Source organism: Thiohalobacter sp. COW1, from assembly GCF_016629505.1.
Taxonomy (GTDB): Bacteria; Pseudomonadota; Gammaproteobacteria; order Thiohalobacterales; family Thiohalobacteraceae; genus Thiohalobacter; species Thiohalobacter thiocyanaticus_A.
Genome location: NZ_AP024239.1, coordinates 549,346 through 568,540, shown reverse-complemented (window position 1 = coordinate 568,540; position 19,195 = coordinate 549,346). Strand labels below are relative to the sequence as shown.

The window sequence follows — 19,195 nt, the reverse complement described above, 5'->3', positions numbered from 1 at the left end:
TCTTGTATCCCATCAATACACCCGCTCCTTGGGCGGGAAAGTATCCACGCTCAGCGGTTTGATGCGTACCGGTTTGAAGTCCACCCGCTGCTCCTGCTTGTAGAACAGTGAATGCCTGAGCCACTGGTTGTCGTCGCGCTCGGGATAATCGATGCGCGAATGCGCGCCGCGGCTCTCGCGCCGCTCCAGCGCCGAGCACACGGTGGCCAGCGCCACGTCCATCAGGTTCTCCAGTTCCAGCGCCTCGATACGGGCGGTGTTGAACACCTTGCTGTGATCCTCGATGCCGGCATCGGCCAGCCGCGCCTGCAGGGCCAGCACCCGGTCCACCCCTTCGCGCAGCACCTCCTCGGTGCGGAAGACACCGCAGTAATCCTCCATCGTCCGCTGCAGTTCGCTGCGAATGCTGCTGACCCGCTCTCCTCCGGCCGGCCGGTCCCAGCGGGCCAGTCGCTCCAGCGCCCGGTCCACGCTGTCCTGGTTGAGCGGGCGGTGGTAGCGGTGCTCGGCCAGGAACTCGATGATGTGGTTGGCCGCGGCGCGGCCGAACACCAGGATGTCCAGCAGCGAGTTGCCGCCCAGGCGGTTGGCGCCGTGCACCGAGACGCAGGCGCATTCGCCGGCGGCGTACAGGCCCTGCACCGGCTCCTCCGGCCCGTGGTGTTCGGGGGCGACCACCTGGCCGGTACGGTTGGTCGGAATCCCGCCCATGGTGTAGTGCGCGGTGGGATAGACCGGGATGGGTTCGTGCGCCGGGTCGATGTGCAGGAAGGTCTTCACCGTATCGCGAATGCCGGGCAGACGCTTGGCCACCACCTCCTCGCCCAGGTGATCCAGCTTGAGCAGCACATGGTCCCGGTCCGGGCCGCAGCCGCGGCCTTCGCGCACCTCGGTGGCGATGGCCCGGCTGACCACGTCACGGCTGGCCAGATCCTTCACCCTGGGTGCATAGCGTTCCATGAAGCGTTCGCCGTCGCCGTTGAGCAGGTAGCCGCCCTCGCCGCGCGCGCCCTCGGTAATCAGCATGCCCTTGCCGGCGATGCCGGTGGGATGGAACTGGAAGAACTCCATGTCCTGCAGCGGAATGCCGGCCCGCAGCGCCATGGCCATGCCGTCGCCGGTGTTGATCAGGGCATTGGTGTTGGTACGGAACAGCTGCCCGGCCCCGCCGGTGGCCAGGAGCGTGGTCTTGGCCTCGATGACGATGGGCTCGCCGGTGGCGATGTCCACGGCCACGGCGCCCAGCACGGCGCCCTCCTCCGGATCCTGGATCAGGTCGAGGGCGAAGTATTCGTCGAAGAAATGGGTACGGGCGCGGATGTTCTGCTGATACAGCGAATGCAGGATGGCGTGGCCGGTGCGGTCGGCCGCGGCACAGGTGCGCGCGGCCTGCTCGCCGCCGAAGTTGCGGCTCTGGCCGCCGAAGGCGCGCTGGTAGATGCGGCCGTTGTCCAGGCGCGAGAAGGGCACGCCCATGTGGTCCAGTTCATAGACCACCCGCGGCGCGGCCCGGCACATGTACTCGATGGCATCCTGGTCGCCCAGGTAGTCGCTGCCCTTGACGGTATCGAACATGTGCCAGTGCCAGTTGTCCGGCAGCACATTGGCCAGCGCGGCATTGACCCCGCCCTGGGCGGCCACCGTATGCGAGCGGGTGGGAAAGACCTTGGACACCACCGCCACATGGGCCTCGGCACGGGACAGCTGCAGCGCCGCCCGCAGACCGCCGCCGCCGGCACCGATGATCAGGGCATCGAATTTGCGCACCGGAAGGTTCATTGTCCCACCACCGAAAACACAACCCGCAGCGACCACAGCCCGGTCCCGCCCAGCACCAGCGCGACCAGCGCCATCAGACTCACCCGCGCGCCGGTATGGCGTACATAGTCCATGATCACATCCCGCACCCCGACCCAGGCATGGATCAGCAGGGTGGCGATGAACAGGGCCGTGGCCAGGTTGGGCAGCGGCGCGGCCAGCCAGGCCTGCCACTGGGCGTGGCTGTGCAGCGGCTGCCACAGGAACCAGAGCCCGGTCACCAGGATATACAGGGCGATATAGGCGGCCGTGAAGCGCTGCAGCAGCCAGGCCCGCAGGCCGTGTGCCTGACGGCTCACAGCAGCCCCCCGACGAACAGCAGCGCGGCCAGCGGCGCGGCCAGGGTCGCCACCCAGGCCATGCGCCGGGCCGATGTCCGTTCCATGCCCAGGTCCAGGTCCAGCAACAGGAAGCGGATACCGGCGAACAGATGGTGAAAGACGATCCAGGCCAGAACCAGCAGTGCCGCCTGCCCGGCCGGACCCTCGAGCCAGCCGGCGGCGCGCGCGTAACCCGCCGGATCGCGCAGTGACAGTTCCAGCAGCCAGGCCGCAAGCGGCAGCAGCAGGAACAGCAGCACCCCGGTCAGGCGGTGCAGGATGGAGGTCACCGCGCCGATGGGCTGGCGGATCAGCAGCAGGTTGAGAAATCTGGGGCGTGCGTCGTGGGGCATGGATTGCGGCTTTTTGGAGATTTTATAGCATTGCACCCTGGAAATTGCCATAAGAGTATCATTAAGGGATCTCTGACTTAGAATGGCACTTAGTTAGCGTCATTGCGAACACCCAGAGGGCATAAACGAAGCGTGGCAATCTCGTACTGCAGAATCAATTGGTTGGAGATTGCCACGTCGCTTCGCTCCTCGCAATGACGTAATTAACCAGAGGTTCCTTAATCCGCCACGGTGCGCCAGACTGCGGGATTCATGCCGGATTTCCCTGCAATCCCTGCCTGAGATTGACGGCGGCGCACCGAAAATGATACTCAACGAGGCTGCCCACCAGGCCGCGGAGCGGATACGATCATGAAACAGCAGTGGAAGAATTTTCTCGAGGCCAACGGCGCCGAGTTCGACGACAACGGCGTGGTGACCAGCTTCGGCAGTCCCCGGCGTGAACTGAGCGTGGCCCTGACCGGCAATGTCTTCGCCGACCTGTCGGACATCGCTGTCATCGCAGCCCACGGCAGGGACGTCCAGTCCTTCCTCCAGGGCCAGTTCAGCAACGACATCACCAATGTCAGCGCCTCGCGCAGCCAGCTGTCCTCCTACTGCACGCCCAAGGGCCGCATGCTGGCCAATTTCCGCTTGTTCGCGCGCGACGACGGCGTCTATATCGCCCTGCCCGCGGCGCTCAGCGAAACCTTCCTGCAGCGGCTGCGCATGTTCGTACTCATGGCGGATGTCACCCTGGAAGACGTCAGCGAGAACTTCATTCACCTGGGGGTATCCGGCCCCGATGCCGCTTCCGAACTGGAAGCCATACTGGGCCAGGTACCGCAATCAGTCGACGACGCCCTGACCCGGGACGGCTGCACCCTGATCCGCACGCCGGGCATGCATCCCCGCTTCGAGATCTTCGGGACGCTCGAGTGCATGCAGAAACTGTGGGAGGCGCTCAATGTGCGCTGCGCCCCCGTCGGCCAGCCCGCCTGGGGCCTGCTGCGGGTGATGGCCGGCGTGCCCATGATCCAGCCGGGAACCAGCGAGGCCTTCGTGCCGCAGATGGCAAACATGGAACTGGTCAACGGCGTCAACTTCAAGAAGGGCTGTTACCCGGGCCAGGAAGTAGTGGCGCGCATGCAGTACCTGGGCAAGCTCAAGCGCCGCATGTACCTCGGTCGGATCGCCGTGGAACCGCCGCCGGAACCCGGCAATGAACTGTTCACTGCGGACCGACCCGATCAGGGCGTGGGCCGCATCGTCGAGGCCTATCCGCACCCCGATGGCGGCTGCATGGCGCTGGCGGTGACGCAGATCGAGAGCATACGTCAGGGGGAGGTGCACCTGGGCGCGGCCGACGGGCCGCTGTTCGAGCCGGCCGAACTGCCCTACGACCTGCCGGAGGCGGCCTCGGGCTGAAACGATAGCTGTAGGATGGGTGAAGGCGTGCTGCGCCGTAACCCATCGCCGCACCGTGCAACGATGGGTTGCGCTGCGCTCCACCCATCCTACCCGCTCATGCCGCGAAGGTTAATCAGGGATCACCCTACTCCAGCCAGCCGCTCTGGCGGATCTTCGCCTCCAGTTCGTCGGGCGGCATGGCGTGTCCGAAATGGAACCCCTGGGCGATGTCGCAGCCCAGTGCCTTGAGCCGGTTCAGCACCCGCGCGTTCTCCACGCCTTCGGCCACCACCGACAGGCCCAGGTTGTGCGCCAGATCGATGGTGGAATGCACGATCACCAGATCGTCGGGGTTGTGCTCCATCTCGATGACGAAGGAGCGATCGATCTTGAGTTCGCTGACGGGCAGGCGCTTGAGCCGGCTGAGCGAGGAATGGCCAGTGCCGAAATCGTCGATCGAGAAGGACACGCCGCGGCGCTGCAGCCGCAGCAGAGTCTGGCTGAGCCGGCCGTAATCGCTCAGGAACAGATTCTCCGTGATCTCCAGCATCAACCGGCCTTCCAGCCCCCACTTGTCCAGCAGGGTTTCGAGTTCATCCGGAAAGGCCGGATTGAGCAGACTGTGCACGGACAGGTTGACCGAGACCGTGAAATCGAAACCCTGGTCGCGCCAGCGCGCGGCCTGCTCCACCGCCGTGGACAGCGCCCATTGATTGAAGGCCGAGATCAAACGCGACTGTTCGAGGGAGTGGACAAAGGCGGTGGGTGAGATCAGACCGCGTTCGGGCTGGGGCCAGCGCGCCAGGGCCTCCACCCCGACCAGCCGGCCGCTGCGGATATCCAGCTTGGGCTGGTACTCCAGCCGGAATTGCTGTTCATTGAGCGCGCGGCGCAGATCCCCGAGCAGGATCAGCTGCTGCGGGCTGTAGCTGTCGTCGCTGGCATCGTACACCGCCAGGCTCTGCTTACTGGACTTGGCCTGGTACATGGCCATGTCGGCGTGACGCAGCAGGGTGGTCATGTCCCGGCCGTGGTCGGGATATACCGCGATACCGATGCTCGCGGTCATGGACAGGCTGTGGCCGTCGAGTTCGAAACTCGAGTCCAGCGAACGCAGCAGGTTGCCAGCGATCTCGGCGGCCTTGGCCTCATCGGCATTGGGCAGCAGCAAACCGAATTCATCCCCGCCCAGACGGCCGACCGTATCGGAGTAGCGGGTGATCTCGCCGAAGCGCTCACTGACCAGCTTGAGCAGGCGGTCGCCGAATTCGTGGCCGAAGGTGTCGTTGACCTCCTTGAACTGGTCCAGGTCGAGCAGCAGGATGGCCAGCGGCTGGGCGATCACGCCGGCCACGGTCAGGCCCTGCTGGATGCGGTCGCGGAACAGGGTGCGGTTGGGCAGGCCGGTCAGTTCGTCGTACAGCGACAGGTATTCCAGTTCGCGGTTGGCCGCGACCAGGGCCTCGTTGAGTTGCTGCAGCTGCTGCTGATAGCGCTCGGCATCCTGGCGGGCATGTTCCAGCTTCTCGAAGGCCAGGGCGTTTTCGAGCGCCACCACGACCTGAGAGGCAAACAGGCTGAGCAGATTCAGGTCGGCCCGGGTGAAATCCTCGCCGTCGAGTTTGCGCAGGCCGGCCAGACCGCCCAGGAAGGTGCCCTTGCCGATCAGCGGCACCATCAGGACAGTGCCCGCGCGCGCCTCCCAGTGGGTGCGTTCGCGCTCGTCGAGTTCGTCCAGCACCCCGCGCCACCAGGGCTTCTTGTTGCGCCAGACCCAGCCGCAGATGCCCTGGTTGATGGGCAGGCTCTCGCCCACGGCTTCCTGGGCATATTCGCCGGAACCGGCCTCGTAGGTGTAGTGGGTGCGTTCGGCATTGAGCACCGGGACCAGAACGGTCTCGGCCTGGATGATCTCACGGGCCCGGTCGGCGATCAGCTGCAGCACCAGAGCCGGATCCCGCTCACGGCCCACGGCCAGGGCGGTTTCCTTCAGCAGTTCAAGTTCGTATTCCCGCTGTCGCAGGCTGTTGCGCAGCGCCTCGAACTCCGGATCCGGGCGCCGGGTCGGGTTTCCCATGAAGCAACCTGTCGTTGTAATTGTAAGCGGCGAAACTTAACAAAAGTGTTTCGAATATAAAGTTATCTATTTATTATTCCTTTAAAAACCCCATCCTGCCACCTATAAGGCCAGATCGGGCAAAGGCTGTCAAGTTCTGACATCAGGAGGCTTGCAGGATGGGTGAAGGCGCATGGCGCCGTAACCCATCGACTGGCCGCACCATGATGGGTTGCGCTTCGCTCCACCCATCCTGCTCTCCTCCTCACTCCCCCGCCTTGCGCATATGCGGAAACAGCAGCACATCGCGGATGGAGGGCGAGTCGGTGAACAGCATCACCAGCCGATCGATGCCGATGCCCTCGCCGGCGGTGGGCGGCATGCCGTGCTCCAGCGCGGCGACATAGTCGGCGTCGAAGTGCATGGCCTCCTCGTCGCCGGCCTCCTTCTCCTGCACCTGCTGGCGGAAGCGTTCGGCCTGGTCCTCGGCGTCGTTGAGCTCGGAGAAGCCGTTGGCGATCTCGCGCCCGCCGACGAAGAATTCGAAGCGGTCGGTGACGAAGGGATCGGCGTCACTGCGCCGGGCCAGCGGCGAGACCTCGGTGGGATAGGCGGTGATGAAGGTCGGGTCCTTGAGCCGGTGCTCGACCGTCTTCTCGAAGATCTCGATCTGCACCTTGCCCAGGCCGTAGCTGTCCTTCAAGGGAATCCCCAGCCCCTCGGCGACCTTGCGCGCCGCCTCCAGCTCGCTGATCCGGTCCTCGCTGATATCCGGATTGAAATGCAGGATGGATTCCTTGACGCTCATCCGCGCGAAGGGCCGGGAGAAATCATAACTCTCGCCCTGGTAGTCGATCTGCTGGCTGCCGTGGATGTCGCGCGCCATGTCGCGCAGCAGGGTCTCGGTCAGATCCATCAGGTCGTGGTAGTCGGCATAGGCCTGATAGAACTCCAGCATGGTGAATTCCGGATTGTGCCGGGTGGACAGGCCCTCGTTGCGGAAGTTGCGGTTGATCTCGTAGACCTTCTCGAAGCCGCCGACCACCAGGCGCTTGAGGTAGAGCTCCGGCGCGATGCGCAGGAACAGCTGCATCTCCAGGGCATTGTGATGGGTGATGAAGGGCCGTGCCGCCGCCCCGCCCGGGATGGCCTGCATCATGGGCGTCTCGACCTCCAGGAAATCGCGCGCGTTGAGGAAATCGCGGATGTACTGGACGATGCGGGTACGCTTGCGGAACACCTCGCGCGAGACCTCGTTCATGATGAGGTCCAGGTAGCGCTGGCGGTAACGCGCCTCGGTATCGGTCAGGCCGTGGTACTTCTCCGGCAACGGGCGCAACGACTTGGTCAGCAGCCGCAGGCTGTCGACCTTCACACTCAACTCGCCGGTCTTCGTCTTGAACAGGACACCCTCGGCACCGAGGATGTCGCCCACATCCCAGCCCTTGAATTCCTGATAGCGGCCTTCGGGCAGGACGTCGCGCTGCACGAACAGCTGGATGCGTCCGGACATGTCCAGCAACTGGGCAAAGCTGGCCTTGCCCATGACGCGCTTGGCCATCATGCGTCCGGCCACGCAGACGCGAATGGCGTTCTCGTCGAAGAACTCCGGCGCCTTGTCGCCGTACTCGGCGTGCAGTTCGGCAGCCACGACATTGCGGCGGAAATCATTGGGGAAGGCCGCGCCCTGTTCGCGCAGCGCCTGCAGCTTGCGCCGGCGTTCGGCGATCAGGCGGTGTTCCTCTTCGCGGGTGTCGGTGGCGTTGGTCTCGTTGGCGTCGGTCATGGTCGATTCTGTCATCATTGAGAAAGAGAGGCTATTTAACCTTGGACGTCATCCCGGCGAAGGCCGGGATCCAGAACTCGCCGCGATCACTGGATTCCCGCCTTCGCGGGAATGACGGGAAGTTCTGCAGGTCGGGTTAGTGCAGCGTAACCCGACATGCATGGCGGCGAATTCCGTCGGGTTACGCCCTGACGGGCTAACCCGACCTACGAAATTGTAAGTTGTCAGAGGCCGCTTTTCAGACTGGCCTCGATGAAGGGGTCCAGGTCGCCGTCCAGCACGGCCTGGGTGTTGCCCACCTCCACGCCGGTGCGCAGGTCCTTGATGCGCGACTGATCGAGCACATAGGAGCGGATCTGGCTGCCCCAGCCGATGTCGGATTTACTCTCCTCTACACTCTGCTGCTCGGCACGGCGCTTCTGCATCTCCATCTCGTACAGCTTGGCCTTGAGCTGCTTCATCGCCGAGGCGCGGTTCTTGTGCTGGGAGCGGTCGCTCTGACATGCCACCACGATACCGCTGGGCGCGTGGGTGATGCGGATGGCGGACTCGGTGCGGTTGACGTGCTGGCCGCCGGCACCGCTGGCGCGGTAGGTGTCGACCCGCAGGTCTGCCGGGTTGATGTCGATCTCGAAATCCTCGTCCACCTCGGGCGAGACGAACACCGAGGCGAAGGAGGTGTGTCGGCGGTTGCCCGAGTCATAGGGCGACTTGCGCACCAGCCGGTGCACGCCGGTCTCGGTGCGCAGCCAGCCGAAGGCATAGGCCCCCTCGACCTTCACGGTCGCGCTCTTGATGCCGGCGACCTCGCCCTCGGAGGCCTCGACGATCTCGGTGGCAAAGCCGTGACGCTCGGCCCAGCGCAGGTACATGCGCAGCAGCATCTCGGCCCAGTCCTGGGCCTCGGTGCCGCCGGAGCCGGCCTGGATATCCACGAAGGCATTGCTCTCGTCCATCTCGCCCGAGAACATGCGGCGGAATTCCATCGCCTCGACCTGCTTTTCCTGCTCGGCGACATCGGCCTCCACGGAACGGAAAGTCTCTTCGTCACCCTCCTCCGCGGCCAGTTCCGCCAGCTCGGCGGCATCGGTCAGCCGCCCGTCGAGTTCCTCCAGCGTGTGCACCACCTCGCTGAGCCTGGCGCGCTCCTGGCCCAACTGCTGGGCCTTTTCGGGCTCGTTCCAGACATTCGGATCCTCGAGTTCGCGCTCGACCTCTTCCAGCCGCTCCTTCCTGCCGGCATAGTCAAAGATACCCCCTCAGGGACTCGCAGCGCCCTTGCAGATCCTTGATGCGGTTGATGACCGGATTGACTTCCAGCATGGTTCTCGATTCCTTGACTGATGAATTCCGCCCCGGGTCAGGGCCATATGCCCGTTTCCGGCAGTGAGTAGGATGGGTGAAGGCGCTCAGCGCCGTAACCCATCACCCGGCCCGGTGGACAGCGATGGGTTACGCTGCGCTTCACCCATCCTACTCACTGTTCCGCCCCGGCTCAGGAAGCGGCGATGCTGTTGGGATTCTCGCGCCGCTGGCGCACGGCCGCGGCCAGCTGTTCGAGCAGACCCACGGTCTCGTCCCAGCCGATGCAGGCATCGGTGATGCTCTGGCCGAAGACCAGTTCCCGGCCCGACACCACGTCCTGGCGGCCGCCCTTGAGATGGCTCTCGGCCATGATGCCGACGATGCGGCTGTCGCCGGCGGCGATCTGCCCGGCCACGTCCTCGCCCACGATAAGCTGACGCTTGTGCTGTTTCAGGCTGTTGGCGTGACTGAAGTCCACCATCAGCCGCGGCGGCAGCCCGGCCGCTTCCAACTCCTGGCTGGCCTGGTCGATGCTCACGGCGTCGTAGTTGGGCTGCCTGCCCCCGCGCAGGATGATGTGACAGTCATCGTTGCCGCGGGTGGAGAAGATGGCCGAGTGCCCCTGCTTGGTCAGGGACAGGAAGTTATGCGGCTGCGAGGCCGAGCGGATGGCGTCGACCGCCACCCGCAAGGTGCCATCGGTGCCGTTCTTGAATCCGACCGGGCAGGACAGGCCGGAGGCCAGCTCACGGTGCACCTGGCTCTCGGTGGTGCGTGCCCCGATCGCGCCCCAACTGACCAGGTCGGCCACGTACTGGGGGCTGATCAGATCGAGGAACTCGGTCGCCGCCGGCACGCCCATCTCGTTCAGATCGCACAGCAGCTTGCGCGCCACGCGCAGCCCCTTGTTGATCTGGAAACTGCCGTCCAGGTCAGGGTCGTTGATCAGGCCCTTCCAGCCCACCGTGGTGCGCGGCTTCTCGAAATAGACCCGCATGACGACCAGCAGATCGTCGGACAGGGTGTCACGCATGACCTTGAGCCGGCGGGCGTATTCGATCGCCGCCGCCGGGTCGTGGATGGAACAGGGGCCGACAATGACCAGCAGCCGGCCGTCTTCGCCATGCAGTATGCGATGAATCGCCTCGCGGGTGGCGAACACCGTCTCCGAGGCGTTATCACTGATCGGATATTCCTCGTGTACCTGGGCGGGCGGACTGACTTCCCGGATCTCGCGGATGCGCAGATCGTCGGTGTGGTAATGCTTGTTCATCGGGGCGGTTTCCGGCGTTGGCACGGGCCTGCAGTGGTTGCGGTAAACCCCGCATTATCCCAGAAATCCGGCGCCCTGTCAGGCCGGAATGGCCGAGCGTAGGATGGGTGGAGCGAAGCGCAACCCATCGGTGCTCCGCCGTGCGATGGGTTGCGGCGGGCAGCGCCGCCGCCCCTGACCGCGTAACAGGGTTGTCAGTCCTGTAGGTCGGGTTAGCCCGGCAGGGCGTAACCCGGCAAATGCCGCGGAAGCCGTCGGGTTACGCTCCACTAACCCGACCTACGGGAGTGCCCGGGCAGATCAGTCCAGATCGAAGGAAGGCGGCGGCGGGTTGCCGTCGTGGATGCGGTTCCAGCGGTGCTGGCGGTAGGCCTCGCGGGTGAACAGATAGCCATCCAGCGCCGCGGTGTCGCGCACCCGACTGGCGCCGAGCAGGCGGGCCCGGGTGTCCACCACCCGCAGGGCGACCAGGCCGTACTTCCAGTTCTCGTCCTCGACATAATACAGCGGATTGAGATAGCCGTCGGGGACCATACCCACGGTGTCGCGCACCGTGCTCGGCCCCAGGAAGGGCAGCACCAGGTACCAGCCCTCGCCGAAGCCCCATCTGGCAAAGGTCTGGCCGAAATCCTCGTCGTGCCGGGGCAGCCCCATGGGTGTGGCGACATCGAACAACCCCAGCACGCCGAAGGTCGTATTGAAGATGAAGCGGGTGGAATCCCCAGCCCCCTGCTCGAACTTGCCCTGCAGGACCTGATTGGTCGCGGTCAGGGGTTCGCCCAGGTTGGAGTAGAAGTTGCTGACACGCCTGCGCGCCGGCGCCGGAACGTAATCCTGGTAACCCTGCGCCACCGGCTTGAGCAGGTAGCGGTCGAACTGCTCGTTGAACTGGTAGATGGCCCGGTTGACCGGCTCCAGCGGGTCACTGACCTCCTCTTCCGGCGCCATTACAGCACAGCCGGTGCTCAGCACGGCCGCCAGCAGAGGAAGGAAAAGGCGTGAGAGGAAAGGGCTGCAAGCTCCCTGCATTGTTGTTGTCTCCCCGGTGTACCACGGTCCTGCGTCGCACAACTGAACGGCAGGTTAGCAGAATTCTTGATTGGGAGACAGTTGAGGGAGGCGGGATTAACGCAGAGGACGCAAAGGCGCGGAGGCGCAATACATAAGAAAAAATGTCATGACCGTAGGATGGGTGAAGGCGCGTGCGCCGCAACCCATCGCTGGCGGTGGAAAATCGAATCGATGGGTTACGCTGCGCTCCACCCATCCTACGCGAGTTTGATTTGGTCGGGGCGAGAGGGTAAAGCCTGACCGTGCGTCCGGTGGACGAACGCAGCAGGCTGAACGCCCGCCGGGCCGGAAATCCGAACGCCCCATAAGAACAATCAACAGCCGAAGGCTGTAATACATTGATTTGGTCGGGGCGAGAGGGTGAGGGACGACCGTGCGTCCAGTGGACGCACGCAGCGAACCGAACGCCCGCAGGGCCGGAAATCCGAACGCCCCATAGAATAATTGACAGCCGAAGGCTGTAATACATTGATTTGGTCGGGGCGAGAGGGTGAGGGACGACCGTGCGTCCAGTGGACGCACGCAGCGGACCGAACGCCCGCAGGGCCGGAAATCCGAACGCCCCATAGAATAATTGACAGCCGAAGGCTGTAATACATTGATTTGGTCGGGGCGAGAGGATTCGAACCTCCGACCACCGCAACCCCATTGCGGTGCGCTACCAGACTGCGCTACGCCCCGTAAAAGAACGGCCTGCCCAGCGGGCAGGCCGCACATGATACCGATTTCCTTCGCCGGAGGGAACGTTCTTTGACACTTCCGTCATTGCGAGCGTAGCGTGGCAATCCCGTAATGAAGAATCAATCAGTTGGAGATTGCCGCGGCGCTACGCGCCTCGCAATGACGGGAATCAGTTGAAGTAGTTTCGACTTGATCTGACACCTGACTTGAAAAAGTGAGGGTTACCGGTTCTGATGGAAGTGCGAACTCACCATCGGAACCAAAAGAGGTAACCCTCATGCTCAATACTAACGAGAGAATCATCAAACACAAGCTGGGCCTGCTGAATCTGGCCGAGGAGCTGGGCAACGTCTCCCGCGCCTGCAAGGTCATGGGCCTGTCCCGCGACACCTTCTACCGCTACAAGGCCGCCGTCGAGGACGGCGGGGTCGAGGGCCTGTTCGACCAGTCCCGCCGTAAGCCCAACATCAAGAACCGCACCGACGAGGCCACAGAGGCCGCCGTGGTGGAGTATGCCCTGGAGGCCCCGGCCCATGGCCAGGTCCGTGCCAGTAACGAGTTGAGAAAGCGTGGGATTTTTGTCTCCCCCAGCGGCGTGCGCTGTGTGTGGCTGCGCCACGAGCTGGCCTGCTTCCGCGACCGGCTCAAGGCGTTGGAGGCCAAGGTGGCGCAGGAGGGCATCGTGCTGACCGAGGCTCAGGTCGCCGCCCTGGAGAAGAAGAAAGAGGACGACGTGGCCTGCGGCGAGATCGAGACCGCCCATCCGGGCTACCTCGGCTCCCAGGACACCTTCTACGTCGGCACGCTCAAGGGCGTGGGCCGGGTCTACCAACAGACCTTTGTCGACACCTACGCCAAGGTGGCCTTCGCCAAGCTCTACACGACCAAGACGCCGATCACCTCGGCGGATCTGCTCAACGACCGGGTGCTGCCGTTCTATGAAGAGCATGGCTTGCCGCTGCTGCGCATCCTGACCGACCGAGGGACGGAATACTGCGGCAAGGCCGATCGCCATGACTACCAGCTCTACCTGGCGGTCAACGACATCGAGCACACCCGCACCCGGGCCCGTTCCCCGCAGACCAACGGGATCTGCGAGCGCTTCCACAAGACCATTCTCCAGGAGTTCTACCAGGTCACGTTCCGCAAGCACATCTACACGAACCTGGAATCCCTACAGGCGGATCTGGACACCTGGCTGGCGTACTACAATAATGAGCGCACCCATCAGGGCAAGATGTGCTGCGGACGCACGCCCATGGCGACATGGGAGGATGGCAAACAAATCTGGAAGGAAAAGTTCATCGCCTGAACTTGACCTGACAGCCACGGCTTCCTCGGAGCCGGTAACTGTCAGATCAGATCGCGACTACTACAAATCAGTAATACCTCAGCGCTTGAGGATCTGCAGCAGTTCCTCGAGTTCCATGCGCATCTGGCGGATGATCTGCTGGCTCTGGTTGATATCGTCCCTGGCTTCGTCGCCGGACAGCCGCTGGCGTGCACCGCCGATGGTAAAGCCCTGTTCATACAACAGGCTGCGGATCTGGCGGATCATGATCACGTCATGGCGCTGGTAGTAGCGCCGATTGCCGCGGCGCTTGACCGGCTTGAGCTGGGGGAATTCCTGCTCCCAGTAGCGCAGCACGTGCGGCTTCACACCGCACAGGTCACTGACCTCGCCGATGGTGAAATAACGCTTGCCGGGGATCGGGGGCAGTTCGTCGTTATTGCTCGCTTCCAGCATACGCCTCCACCCTCGACTTGAGTTTCTGGCCGGGCCGGAAGGTCACCACCCGCCGCGCGGTAATGGGAATCTCCTCGCCTGTCTTGGGGTTGCGGCCGGGGCGCTGGTTCTTGTCACGCAGGTCGAAATTACCGAACCCGGACAGCTTCACCTGGTGGCCGCTCTCGAGGGCGAGCCGCACCTCCTCGAAAAACATCTCCACCAGTTCCTTGGCCTCGCGCTTGTTCAGACCCAATTCTTCGAAAAGTCGTTCTGCCAGATCCGCCTTCGTCAACGCCATCGCTCTACTCTCTCAAGCTAGCTCCGAGATCCCGTTGCAGGGCCGTTGTCACTTCGTCCACGACCGCCTGCACGTCCTGATCGGTTAGTGTGCGTGAAGAATCCTGTAGAATCAAGCCTAAAGCGATGCTTTTTCGACCCGTTTCTATACCCTTGCCCTGGTAAACGTCAAACAGACGCAATTCCTTTAGCGTTTCGCCCGCCGCCAGGCGGATCCGCTCGGCCACCGCAGCCGCCGGCACCGCCTCGTCAACCAGCAGCGCCAGGTCGCGGCGGATGGCCGGGTAACGGGAAATCGGCTCGAAGGCTGCCTTGCGGCCTGTCGTCACTGGGGCAATTTCCAGTTCGAACAACTGGGTATCGGCAGGAAGTTCGAGTTCTTCTGCATGTCGTGGATGCAGGGTGCCGATCCAGCCCACCGAACGACCGTCGCACAGGACACGCGCCGAGCGGCCGGGGTGCAGCGCCGGATGCTGCGCGGCCTCGAAAGTGAAGGCCTCGAAGCGGCCGCCGAGACGCAGCAGCGCCTCCAGATCGGCCTTGGCGTCAAAGAAGTCCAGGTTCCCGTCAGCCACGCCCCACTGTTCCGGCAATGGCCGGCCACAGGCGACGCCTGCAATATATGATTCCTGTTTTATTTCATTATCTTCTGAAATAAAGTTAAGACCTGACTCGAATAATCGCACCCGCTCCTGCTGGCGCCGCAGGTTGTGCCCCAGCGCCCCGAGCAGCCCCGGCCAGAGCGAACTGCGCATCACCGCCAGATCGGCCGAAATCGGATTGGCCAGGGGGATGGGCTGACGGCCGGGCTCCAGGCGCCGCTGCAGGTCAGCGTCGACAAAGCTGTAGGTGATGGCCTCGCGGTAGCCGCGCTCGATCAGGCTCAGGCGCAGCCGGTTGAGCGGCACCTGCTCCTCGCGCTGCGGCGTCATCTGCAGCCGTCCGGCAGGCACCCGGCTGGGTAGCCGGTTGTAGCCGTGAACCCGGCCCAGTTCCTCGATCAGGTCGGCCTCGATGGCCAGGTCGAAACGGTGGCTGGGCGGGATGACCGACCAGTCCTCCCGCTCCGCATCCACGGCGCAGCCCAGGCCTTCCAGAATCCCGGCCACCTCGGCGGCCTTCAGCTCGAACCCGAGCAGGCGCCGGATACGCTCGCTGCGCAGCCGGATGGCCGGTCTCCGCGGCAGGTGAGCATCACTGCAGACCTCGATCACCGGGCCGGGCCGGCCACCGCAGATATCGACCAGCAGCTGCGTGGCCCGATCCAGGGCGCGGAGTTGGAGTTCGGGATCCACACCGCGCTCGAAACGATAGGAAGAATCGGTCTGCAGGCCGTAGGCCCGCGCCCGCCCGGCAATATGCAGGGGATCGAAGAAGGCGCATTCCAGAAACACGTCGCGGGTGCTGTCGCTCACCCCGGAGCCTTCCCCGCCCATCACGCCGGCCAGGGCCAGCGGCTGGCGGGCGTCGGCGATCACCAGGGTGTCGGCGGCCAGCGCCACCTCGCGCCCGTCCAGCAGGGTGAGCTTCTCCCCCGCTTCGGCGAAGCGCACCCGGATACCGCCCTGCAGCCGCGCCAGATCGAAGCCGTGCATGGGCTGCCCCAGCTCCAGCAGCACATAGTTGGTGACGTCAATCACCGGCCCCAGCGGCCGGATACCGCCGCGGCGCAGCCGCTCCTGCAGCCACAGGGGGGTGACCGCCGCCGGATCGATGCCGCGGATCACCCGGCCCAGGTAGCGCGGGCAGGCCGCCGGTGCGTCCACTGCCACCGGGAAGCTGTCCTCGACCTGCGCCGTGATCGGCGCAATGGCAGGCGGGGTCAGTTCGCAGTCATTGAGCAGCGCCACCTCGCGGGCGATGCCGGCCATGCCCAGGCAGTCGCCGCGGTTGGGGGTGAGATCGACCTCGATGATTCGGTCGTCGAGCTTGAGATAGTCGCGAATATCGGTCCCGAGCGGAGCGTCGGCAGGCAGCGCCATCAGCCCGGCATGCTCCTCGGACAGGCCCAGTTCGCGCGCCGAGCACAACATGCCGAAGGACTCCACCCCGCGCAGTTTGGCCTTCTTGATCTTCAGCCCGCCGGGCAGCCTGCCGCCGACCAGCGCCACCGGGGCGCGCATGCCCTGATGCACATTGGGCGCACCGCACACGATCTGCAGCGCCTCGCCCTGCCCGGCCTCGACCCGGCACACCCGCAGCTTGTCGGCATCCGGATGCGGCGCGACCTCGAGCACCTCGCCGACGACCACTGAGGCGAACTCGCCGGCGGCCGGCTCGATGGAATCGACCTCCAGCCCGGCCATGGTCAACTGCTCGGCCAACTCTTTCGAGCCGACCGGCGGATCCACCCATTCACGCAACCACTGCTCGCTGACTTTCATTGTTTATCGTTCAGTTTGAATTGATTGATTGGATGGCCACGAAATCCACGAAAGTAATCATTGATTCGAGAAATCCTGCGTAGGTCGGGTTAGCCCGGCAGGGCGTAACCCGACGCGGTTCCCACCGTTGTGTCGGGTTACGCTGTCGCTAACCCGACCTACAGATTTAATGCTGGATACATTAATCATTTTCGTGGGTTTCGTGGATTTCGTGGCCATTACCCGAACTGCCGCAGAAACCGCAGATCGTTCTCGAAGAACAGCCGCAGGTCGTTCACCCCGTAGCGCAGCATGGCCAGGCGCTCCACGCCCATGCCGAAGGCGAAGCCGGTGTACTGTTCGTTGTCGATGCCGACATGCTCGAACACCTTCGGGTGCACCATGCCGCAGCCCAACACCTCCAGCCAGCCGGTGTGGCTGCACACCCGGCAGCCCTGGCCGTCGCACATGACGCATTCCATGTCCACCTCGGCCGAGGGTTCGGTGAAGGGGAAATAGGACGGGCGGAAACGCACGCCCAGGTCGCGCTCGAAGAAGTGCTTGAGAAAATCGTCCAGTATGCCCTTGAGATCGACGAAACTGACGTCGGTATCCACCATCAGGCCCTCGACCTGGTGGAACATGGGCGTGTGGGTCAGATCCGAATCGCAGCGATAGACCCGGCCCGGGGCGATGACGCGCAGCGGCGGCGTGCGGTTCTCCATCACCCGGATCTGCACCGGTGAGGTGTGGGTGCGCAGCACCCGGCCGTCCTCGAAGTAGAAGGTGTCGTGCATGGCGCGCGCCGGATGGTGGGCCGGGATGTTGAGCGCCTCGAAGTTGTGATAGTCGTCCTCGATCTCGGGACCGAGGGCGACCTCGAAGCCCAGCCCCGCGAACAGCGCCTCGATGCGCTCCAGGGTGCGGGTGACCGGATGCAGGCCGCCGCCGACCTGGCCGCGGCCCGGCAGGGTGACGTCGACAGTCTCCCCGGCCAGACGGCGGTCGAGCTCGGCCTGCTGCAGATCGCCCTTGCGCGCCTCGATGGCCTGCTGCACCGTCTCCTTGGCCCGGTTGATGACCTGGCCGGCCTCCTTGCGCGCCTCCGGCGGCAGCTGCCCGAGCTGCTTGAGCTGGGCGGTGAGCAGGCCCTTCTTGCCCAGGTACTGGACGCGGACATCATCCAGGGCGCGCAGGCTGTCGGCGGCGGCGACTGCGTCCAGAGCCTGTCGGGTCAGCTTGTCGATATCATCCTGCACGGGGGCGGATTCTCCTGTGTTGTTCTTTCAGCCTGAAACCTCAACGCAGAGGCGCAAAGGCGCAGAAATCGGATTGTTGAACCCGTCATCCCGGCGCAGGCCGGGATCCAGATACCGCTGCGGTCAATGGATTCCGGCCTGCGCCGGAATGACGGGAAATTAATTGACCCGATTATTCTTTGCGTTCTCTGCGCCTCGGCGTCTCTGCGTTGAGATCTTTCTGTCCGATCCAATCACCACGAAGAAAAAAGGGAAGGCACTACCGGCCTTCCCTTTTTGACTTGCCGCTGTCCGGCGACGCGTCGCCGTGAAAGCGTTCGCGGCCTCAGGCCGCCAGGTTGGCCTTGGCCTGCTCGGCGATCCTGGCGAAGGCCGCCTTGTCCTGCACGGCGATGTCGGCCAGCACCTTGCGATCGATCTCGATCTCGGCCTTCTTCAGGCCATTGATCAGCCGGCTGTAGGACAGACCGTTTTCGCGCGCGGCGGCGTTGATGCGCGCGATCCACAGGGCGCGGAACTGGCGCTTGCGCTGACGGCGGTCGCGATAGGCGTACTGGCCGGCCTTGATGACGGCCTGCTTGGCCACGCGGAAGACCTTGCGGCGGGCACCGTAGTAGCCCTTGGCCTTCTTCATGATCTTGTTGTGACGCTTGCGGGCGATCACACCACGTTTGACTCGTGCCATGGCTGATTACCTCCCGCTCACTTGAAGGGCAGCATCTGTTTGACTGCCGCCACATCCGCTTCGTGGATGTAGGCAGGGCTGCCAAGCTGACGCTTCCGCTTGCTGCTTTTCTTGGTCAGGATATGACGGCGATGGGACTGGAATCGCTTGAAACCGCCCTTGGCCGTCCGCTTGAAGCGCTTCGCGGCGCCCCGGTTGGACTTCATCTTCGGCATTGTGAATGCACTCCGTATTTGCAGGTCGCCCATCGGCGCCTGGAACATTGAACAAAAGCGATCGCGCGATCGCTCACTTTTTCGGGGACATGACCATGACCATCTGGCGACCTTCCATCTTCGGGAACTGCTCGACTGTGCCGTACTCTTCCAGGTCGGTCTTGACCCGTTCCAGCAAGTCGCGCCCGAGATCCTGGTGCGCCATCTCACGGCCGCGGAAGCGCAGGGTCACCTTGACCCTGTCCCCTTCCTCTAGGAAACGTATCAGGTTGCGGAGTTTGACCCGATAATCCCCTATGTCGGTGCCAGGCCGGAACTTGATCTCCTTGACCTGGACCTGCTTCTGCTTCTTCCTGGCGGACTGTTGCTTCTTCTGCTGATCGAACCGGAACTTGCCGTAATCCATGAGACGGCAGACCGGCGGCTCGGCATTGGGAGAAATCTCCACCAGATCGAGACTGGCCTCTTCGGCCATTTCCAGCGCCCTGGCGATGGGAACCACGCCGATCTGTTCACCGTCCTCTGCAACCAGCCGCACTTCCTGTGCCGTTATCTTCTCATTGATCCGGTGCTGCTCTTTTGGTTTAGCGATATC

General features: G+C 64.0%; 17 protein-coding genes and 1 tRNA gene. 2 read left to right on the top strand and 16 right to left on the bottom strand.

The annotated features are described in order from the left end of the window. Positions 1-12: 12 nt before the first annotated feature. The 3 genes from sdhA to sdhC are packed head-to-tail and all read right to left on the bottom strand — an operon-like array spanning position 13 to position 2,491. Positions 13-1,779 (bottom strand): succinate dehydrogenase flavoprotein subunit, encoded by a 1,767-nt coding sequence (gene sdhA / locus COW1_RS02575; protein ID WP_096366596.1) that lies wholly within the window; start codon positions 1,777-1,779, stop codon positions 13-15. Continuing rightward, a complete protein-coding gene (gene sdhD / locus COW1_RS02570; protein ID WP_201345334.1) occupies positions 1,776-2,117 on the bottom strand; it encodes a succinate dehydrogenase, hydrophobic membrane anchor protein in 342 nt (113 codons plus the stop codon). The genes sdhA and sdhD overlap by 4 nt, the downstream gene beginning before the upstream one ends. Continuing rightward, positions 2,114-2,491: a succinate dehydrogenase, cytochrome b556 subunit gene (gene sdhC, locus COW1_RS02565; RefSeq protein ID WP_096366598.1), complete on the bottom strand. Its 378-nt coding sequence runs from the start codon at positions 2,489-2,491 to the stop codon at positions 2,114-2,116. Before sdhC ends, sdhD begins: the two co-directional genes overlap by 4 nt. A gap of 351 nt (positions 2,492-2,842) precedes the next feature. Here sdhC and COW1_RS02560 point away from each other — a divergent pair, with 351 nt between their 5' ends. After that, the gene (locus tag COW1_RS02560) at positions 2,843-3,898 is read left to right on the top strand and encodes a folate-binding protein YgfZ (protein WP_096366599.1); all 1,056 of its coding nucleotides are present in this window, start codon (positions 2,843-2,845) and stop codon (positions 3,896-3,898) included. A 127-nt stretch (positions 3,899-4,025) separates the two neighbouring features. Here the strand turns inward: COW1_RS02560 and COW1_RS02555 are convergent, their stop codons facing one another. From COW1_RS02555 to COW1_RS02530, 6 genes are all read right to left on the bottom strand, one after another. Then, a complete protein-coding gene (locus COW1_RS02555; protein WP_096366600.1) occupies positions 4,026-5,957 on the bottom strand; it encodes a bifunctional diguanylate cyclase/phosphodiesterase in 1,932 nt (643 codons plus the stop codon). Positions 5,958-6,201: 244 nt separating this feature from the next. After that, on the bottom strand, positions 6,202-7,722 hold the full coding sequence (gene lysS / locus COW1_RS02550; protein ID WP_201345333.1) for a lysine--tRNA ligase: 1,521 nt from the start codon (positions 7,720-7,722) through the stop codon (positions 6,202-6,204). Positions 7,723-7,946: 224 nt separating this feature from the next. Further along, a protein-coding gene (prfB, locus tag COW1_RS02545) for a peptide chain release factor 2 (protein ID WP_201345332.1) occupies positions 7,947-9,045 on the bottom strand; the annotation gives its coding sequence in 2 pieces (ribosomal slippage) (positions 7,947-8,969 and positions 8,971-9,045; 1,098 coding nt in all). Positions 9,046-9,217: 172 nt separating this feature from the next. After that, entirely contained in the window at positions 9,218-10,300 is a 1,083-nt protein-coding gene (aroG, locus tag COW1_RS02540) for a 3-deoxy-7-phosphoheptulonate synthase AroG (RefSeq protein WP_096366603.1), read from the bottom strand. A gap of 300 nt (positions 10,301-10,600) precedes the next feature. Beyond that, positions 10,601-11,248 carry a VacJ family lipoprotein gene (locus COW1_RS02535; protein ID WP_197702945.1) on the bottom strand — a complete coding sequence of 216 codons (648 nt, stop codon included), beginning with the start codon at positions 11,246-11,248 and terminating at the stop codon, positions 10,601-10,603. Between the two features lie 727 nt (positions 11,249-11,975). After that, a tRNA-Pro gene (locus COW1_RS02530) sits at positions 11,976-12,052 on the bottom strand. 277 nt (positions 12,053-12,329) lie between these two features. On the opposite strand from COW1_RS02530, the gene COW1_RS02525 reads away from it, so the two are divergent. Beyond that, positions 12,330-13,364, top strand: a complete 1,035-nt coding sequence (locus tag COW1_RS02525; RefSeq protein WP_201344243.1) for an IS481 family transposase — start codon at positions 12,330-12,332, stop codon at positions 13,362-13,364. A 78-nt stretch (positions 13,365-13,442) separates the two neighbouring features. Here the strand turns inward: COW1_RS02525 and COW1_RS02520 are convergent, their stop codons facing one another. The 7 genes from COW1_RS02520 to infC form a co-directional block, all read right to left on the bottom strand. Then, a complete protein-coding gene (locus COW1_RS02520) occupies positions 13,443-13,799 on the bottom strand; it encodes a MerR family transcriptional regulator (RefSeq protein ID WP_096366605.1) in 357 nt (118 codons plus the stop codon). Beyond that, a complete protein-coding gene (ihfA, locus tag COW1_RS02515; protein WP_096366606.1) occupies positions 13,780-14,079 on the bottom strand; it encodes an integration host factor subunit alpha in 300 nt (99 codons plus the stop codon). Before ihfA ends, COW1_RS02520 begins: the two co-directional genes overlap by 20 nt. Positions 14,080-14,083: 4 nt before the next feature. Then, positions 14,084-16,462, bottom strand: a complete 2,379-nt coding sequence (gene pheT, locus COW1_RS02510; protein WP_201345331.1) for a phenylalanine--tRNA ligase subunit beta — start codon at positions 16,460-16,462, stop codon at positions 14,084-14,086. Positions 16,463-16,680: 218 nt separating this feature from the next. After that, complete coding sequence (pheS, locus tag COW1_RS02505) at positions 16,681-17,688, bottom strand: phenylalanine--tRNA ligase subunit alpha (protein ID WP_242466532.1); 1,008 nt, start codon at positions 17,686-17,688, stop codon at positions 16,681-16,683. Between the two features lie 337 nt (positions 17,689-18,025). Continuing rightward, complete coding sequence (gene rplT / locus COW1_RS02500; RefSeq protein WP_096366609.1) at positions 18,026-18,385, bottom strand: 50S ribosomal protein L20; 360 nt, start codon at positions 18,383-18,385, stop codon at positions 18,026-18,028. 17 nt (positions 18,386-18,402) lie between these two features. Next, positions 18,403-18,600 (bottom strand): 50S ribosomal protein L35, encoded by a 198-nt coding sequence (gene rpmI, locus COW1_RS02495; protein WP_096366610.1) that lies wholly within the window; start codon positions 18,598-18,600, stop codon positions 18,403-18,405. A gap of 73 nt (positions 18,601-18,673) precedes the next feature. After that, the gene (gene infC, locus COW1_RS02490; protein WP_201346024.1) at positions 18,674-19,192 is read right to left on the bottom strand and encodes a translation initiation factor IF-3; all 519 of its coding nucleotides are present in this window, start codon (positions 19,190-19,192) and stop codon (positions 18,674-18,676) included. Positions 19,193-19,195 lie beyond the last annotated feature (3 nt).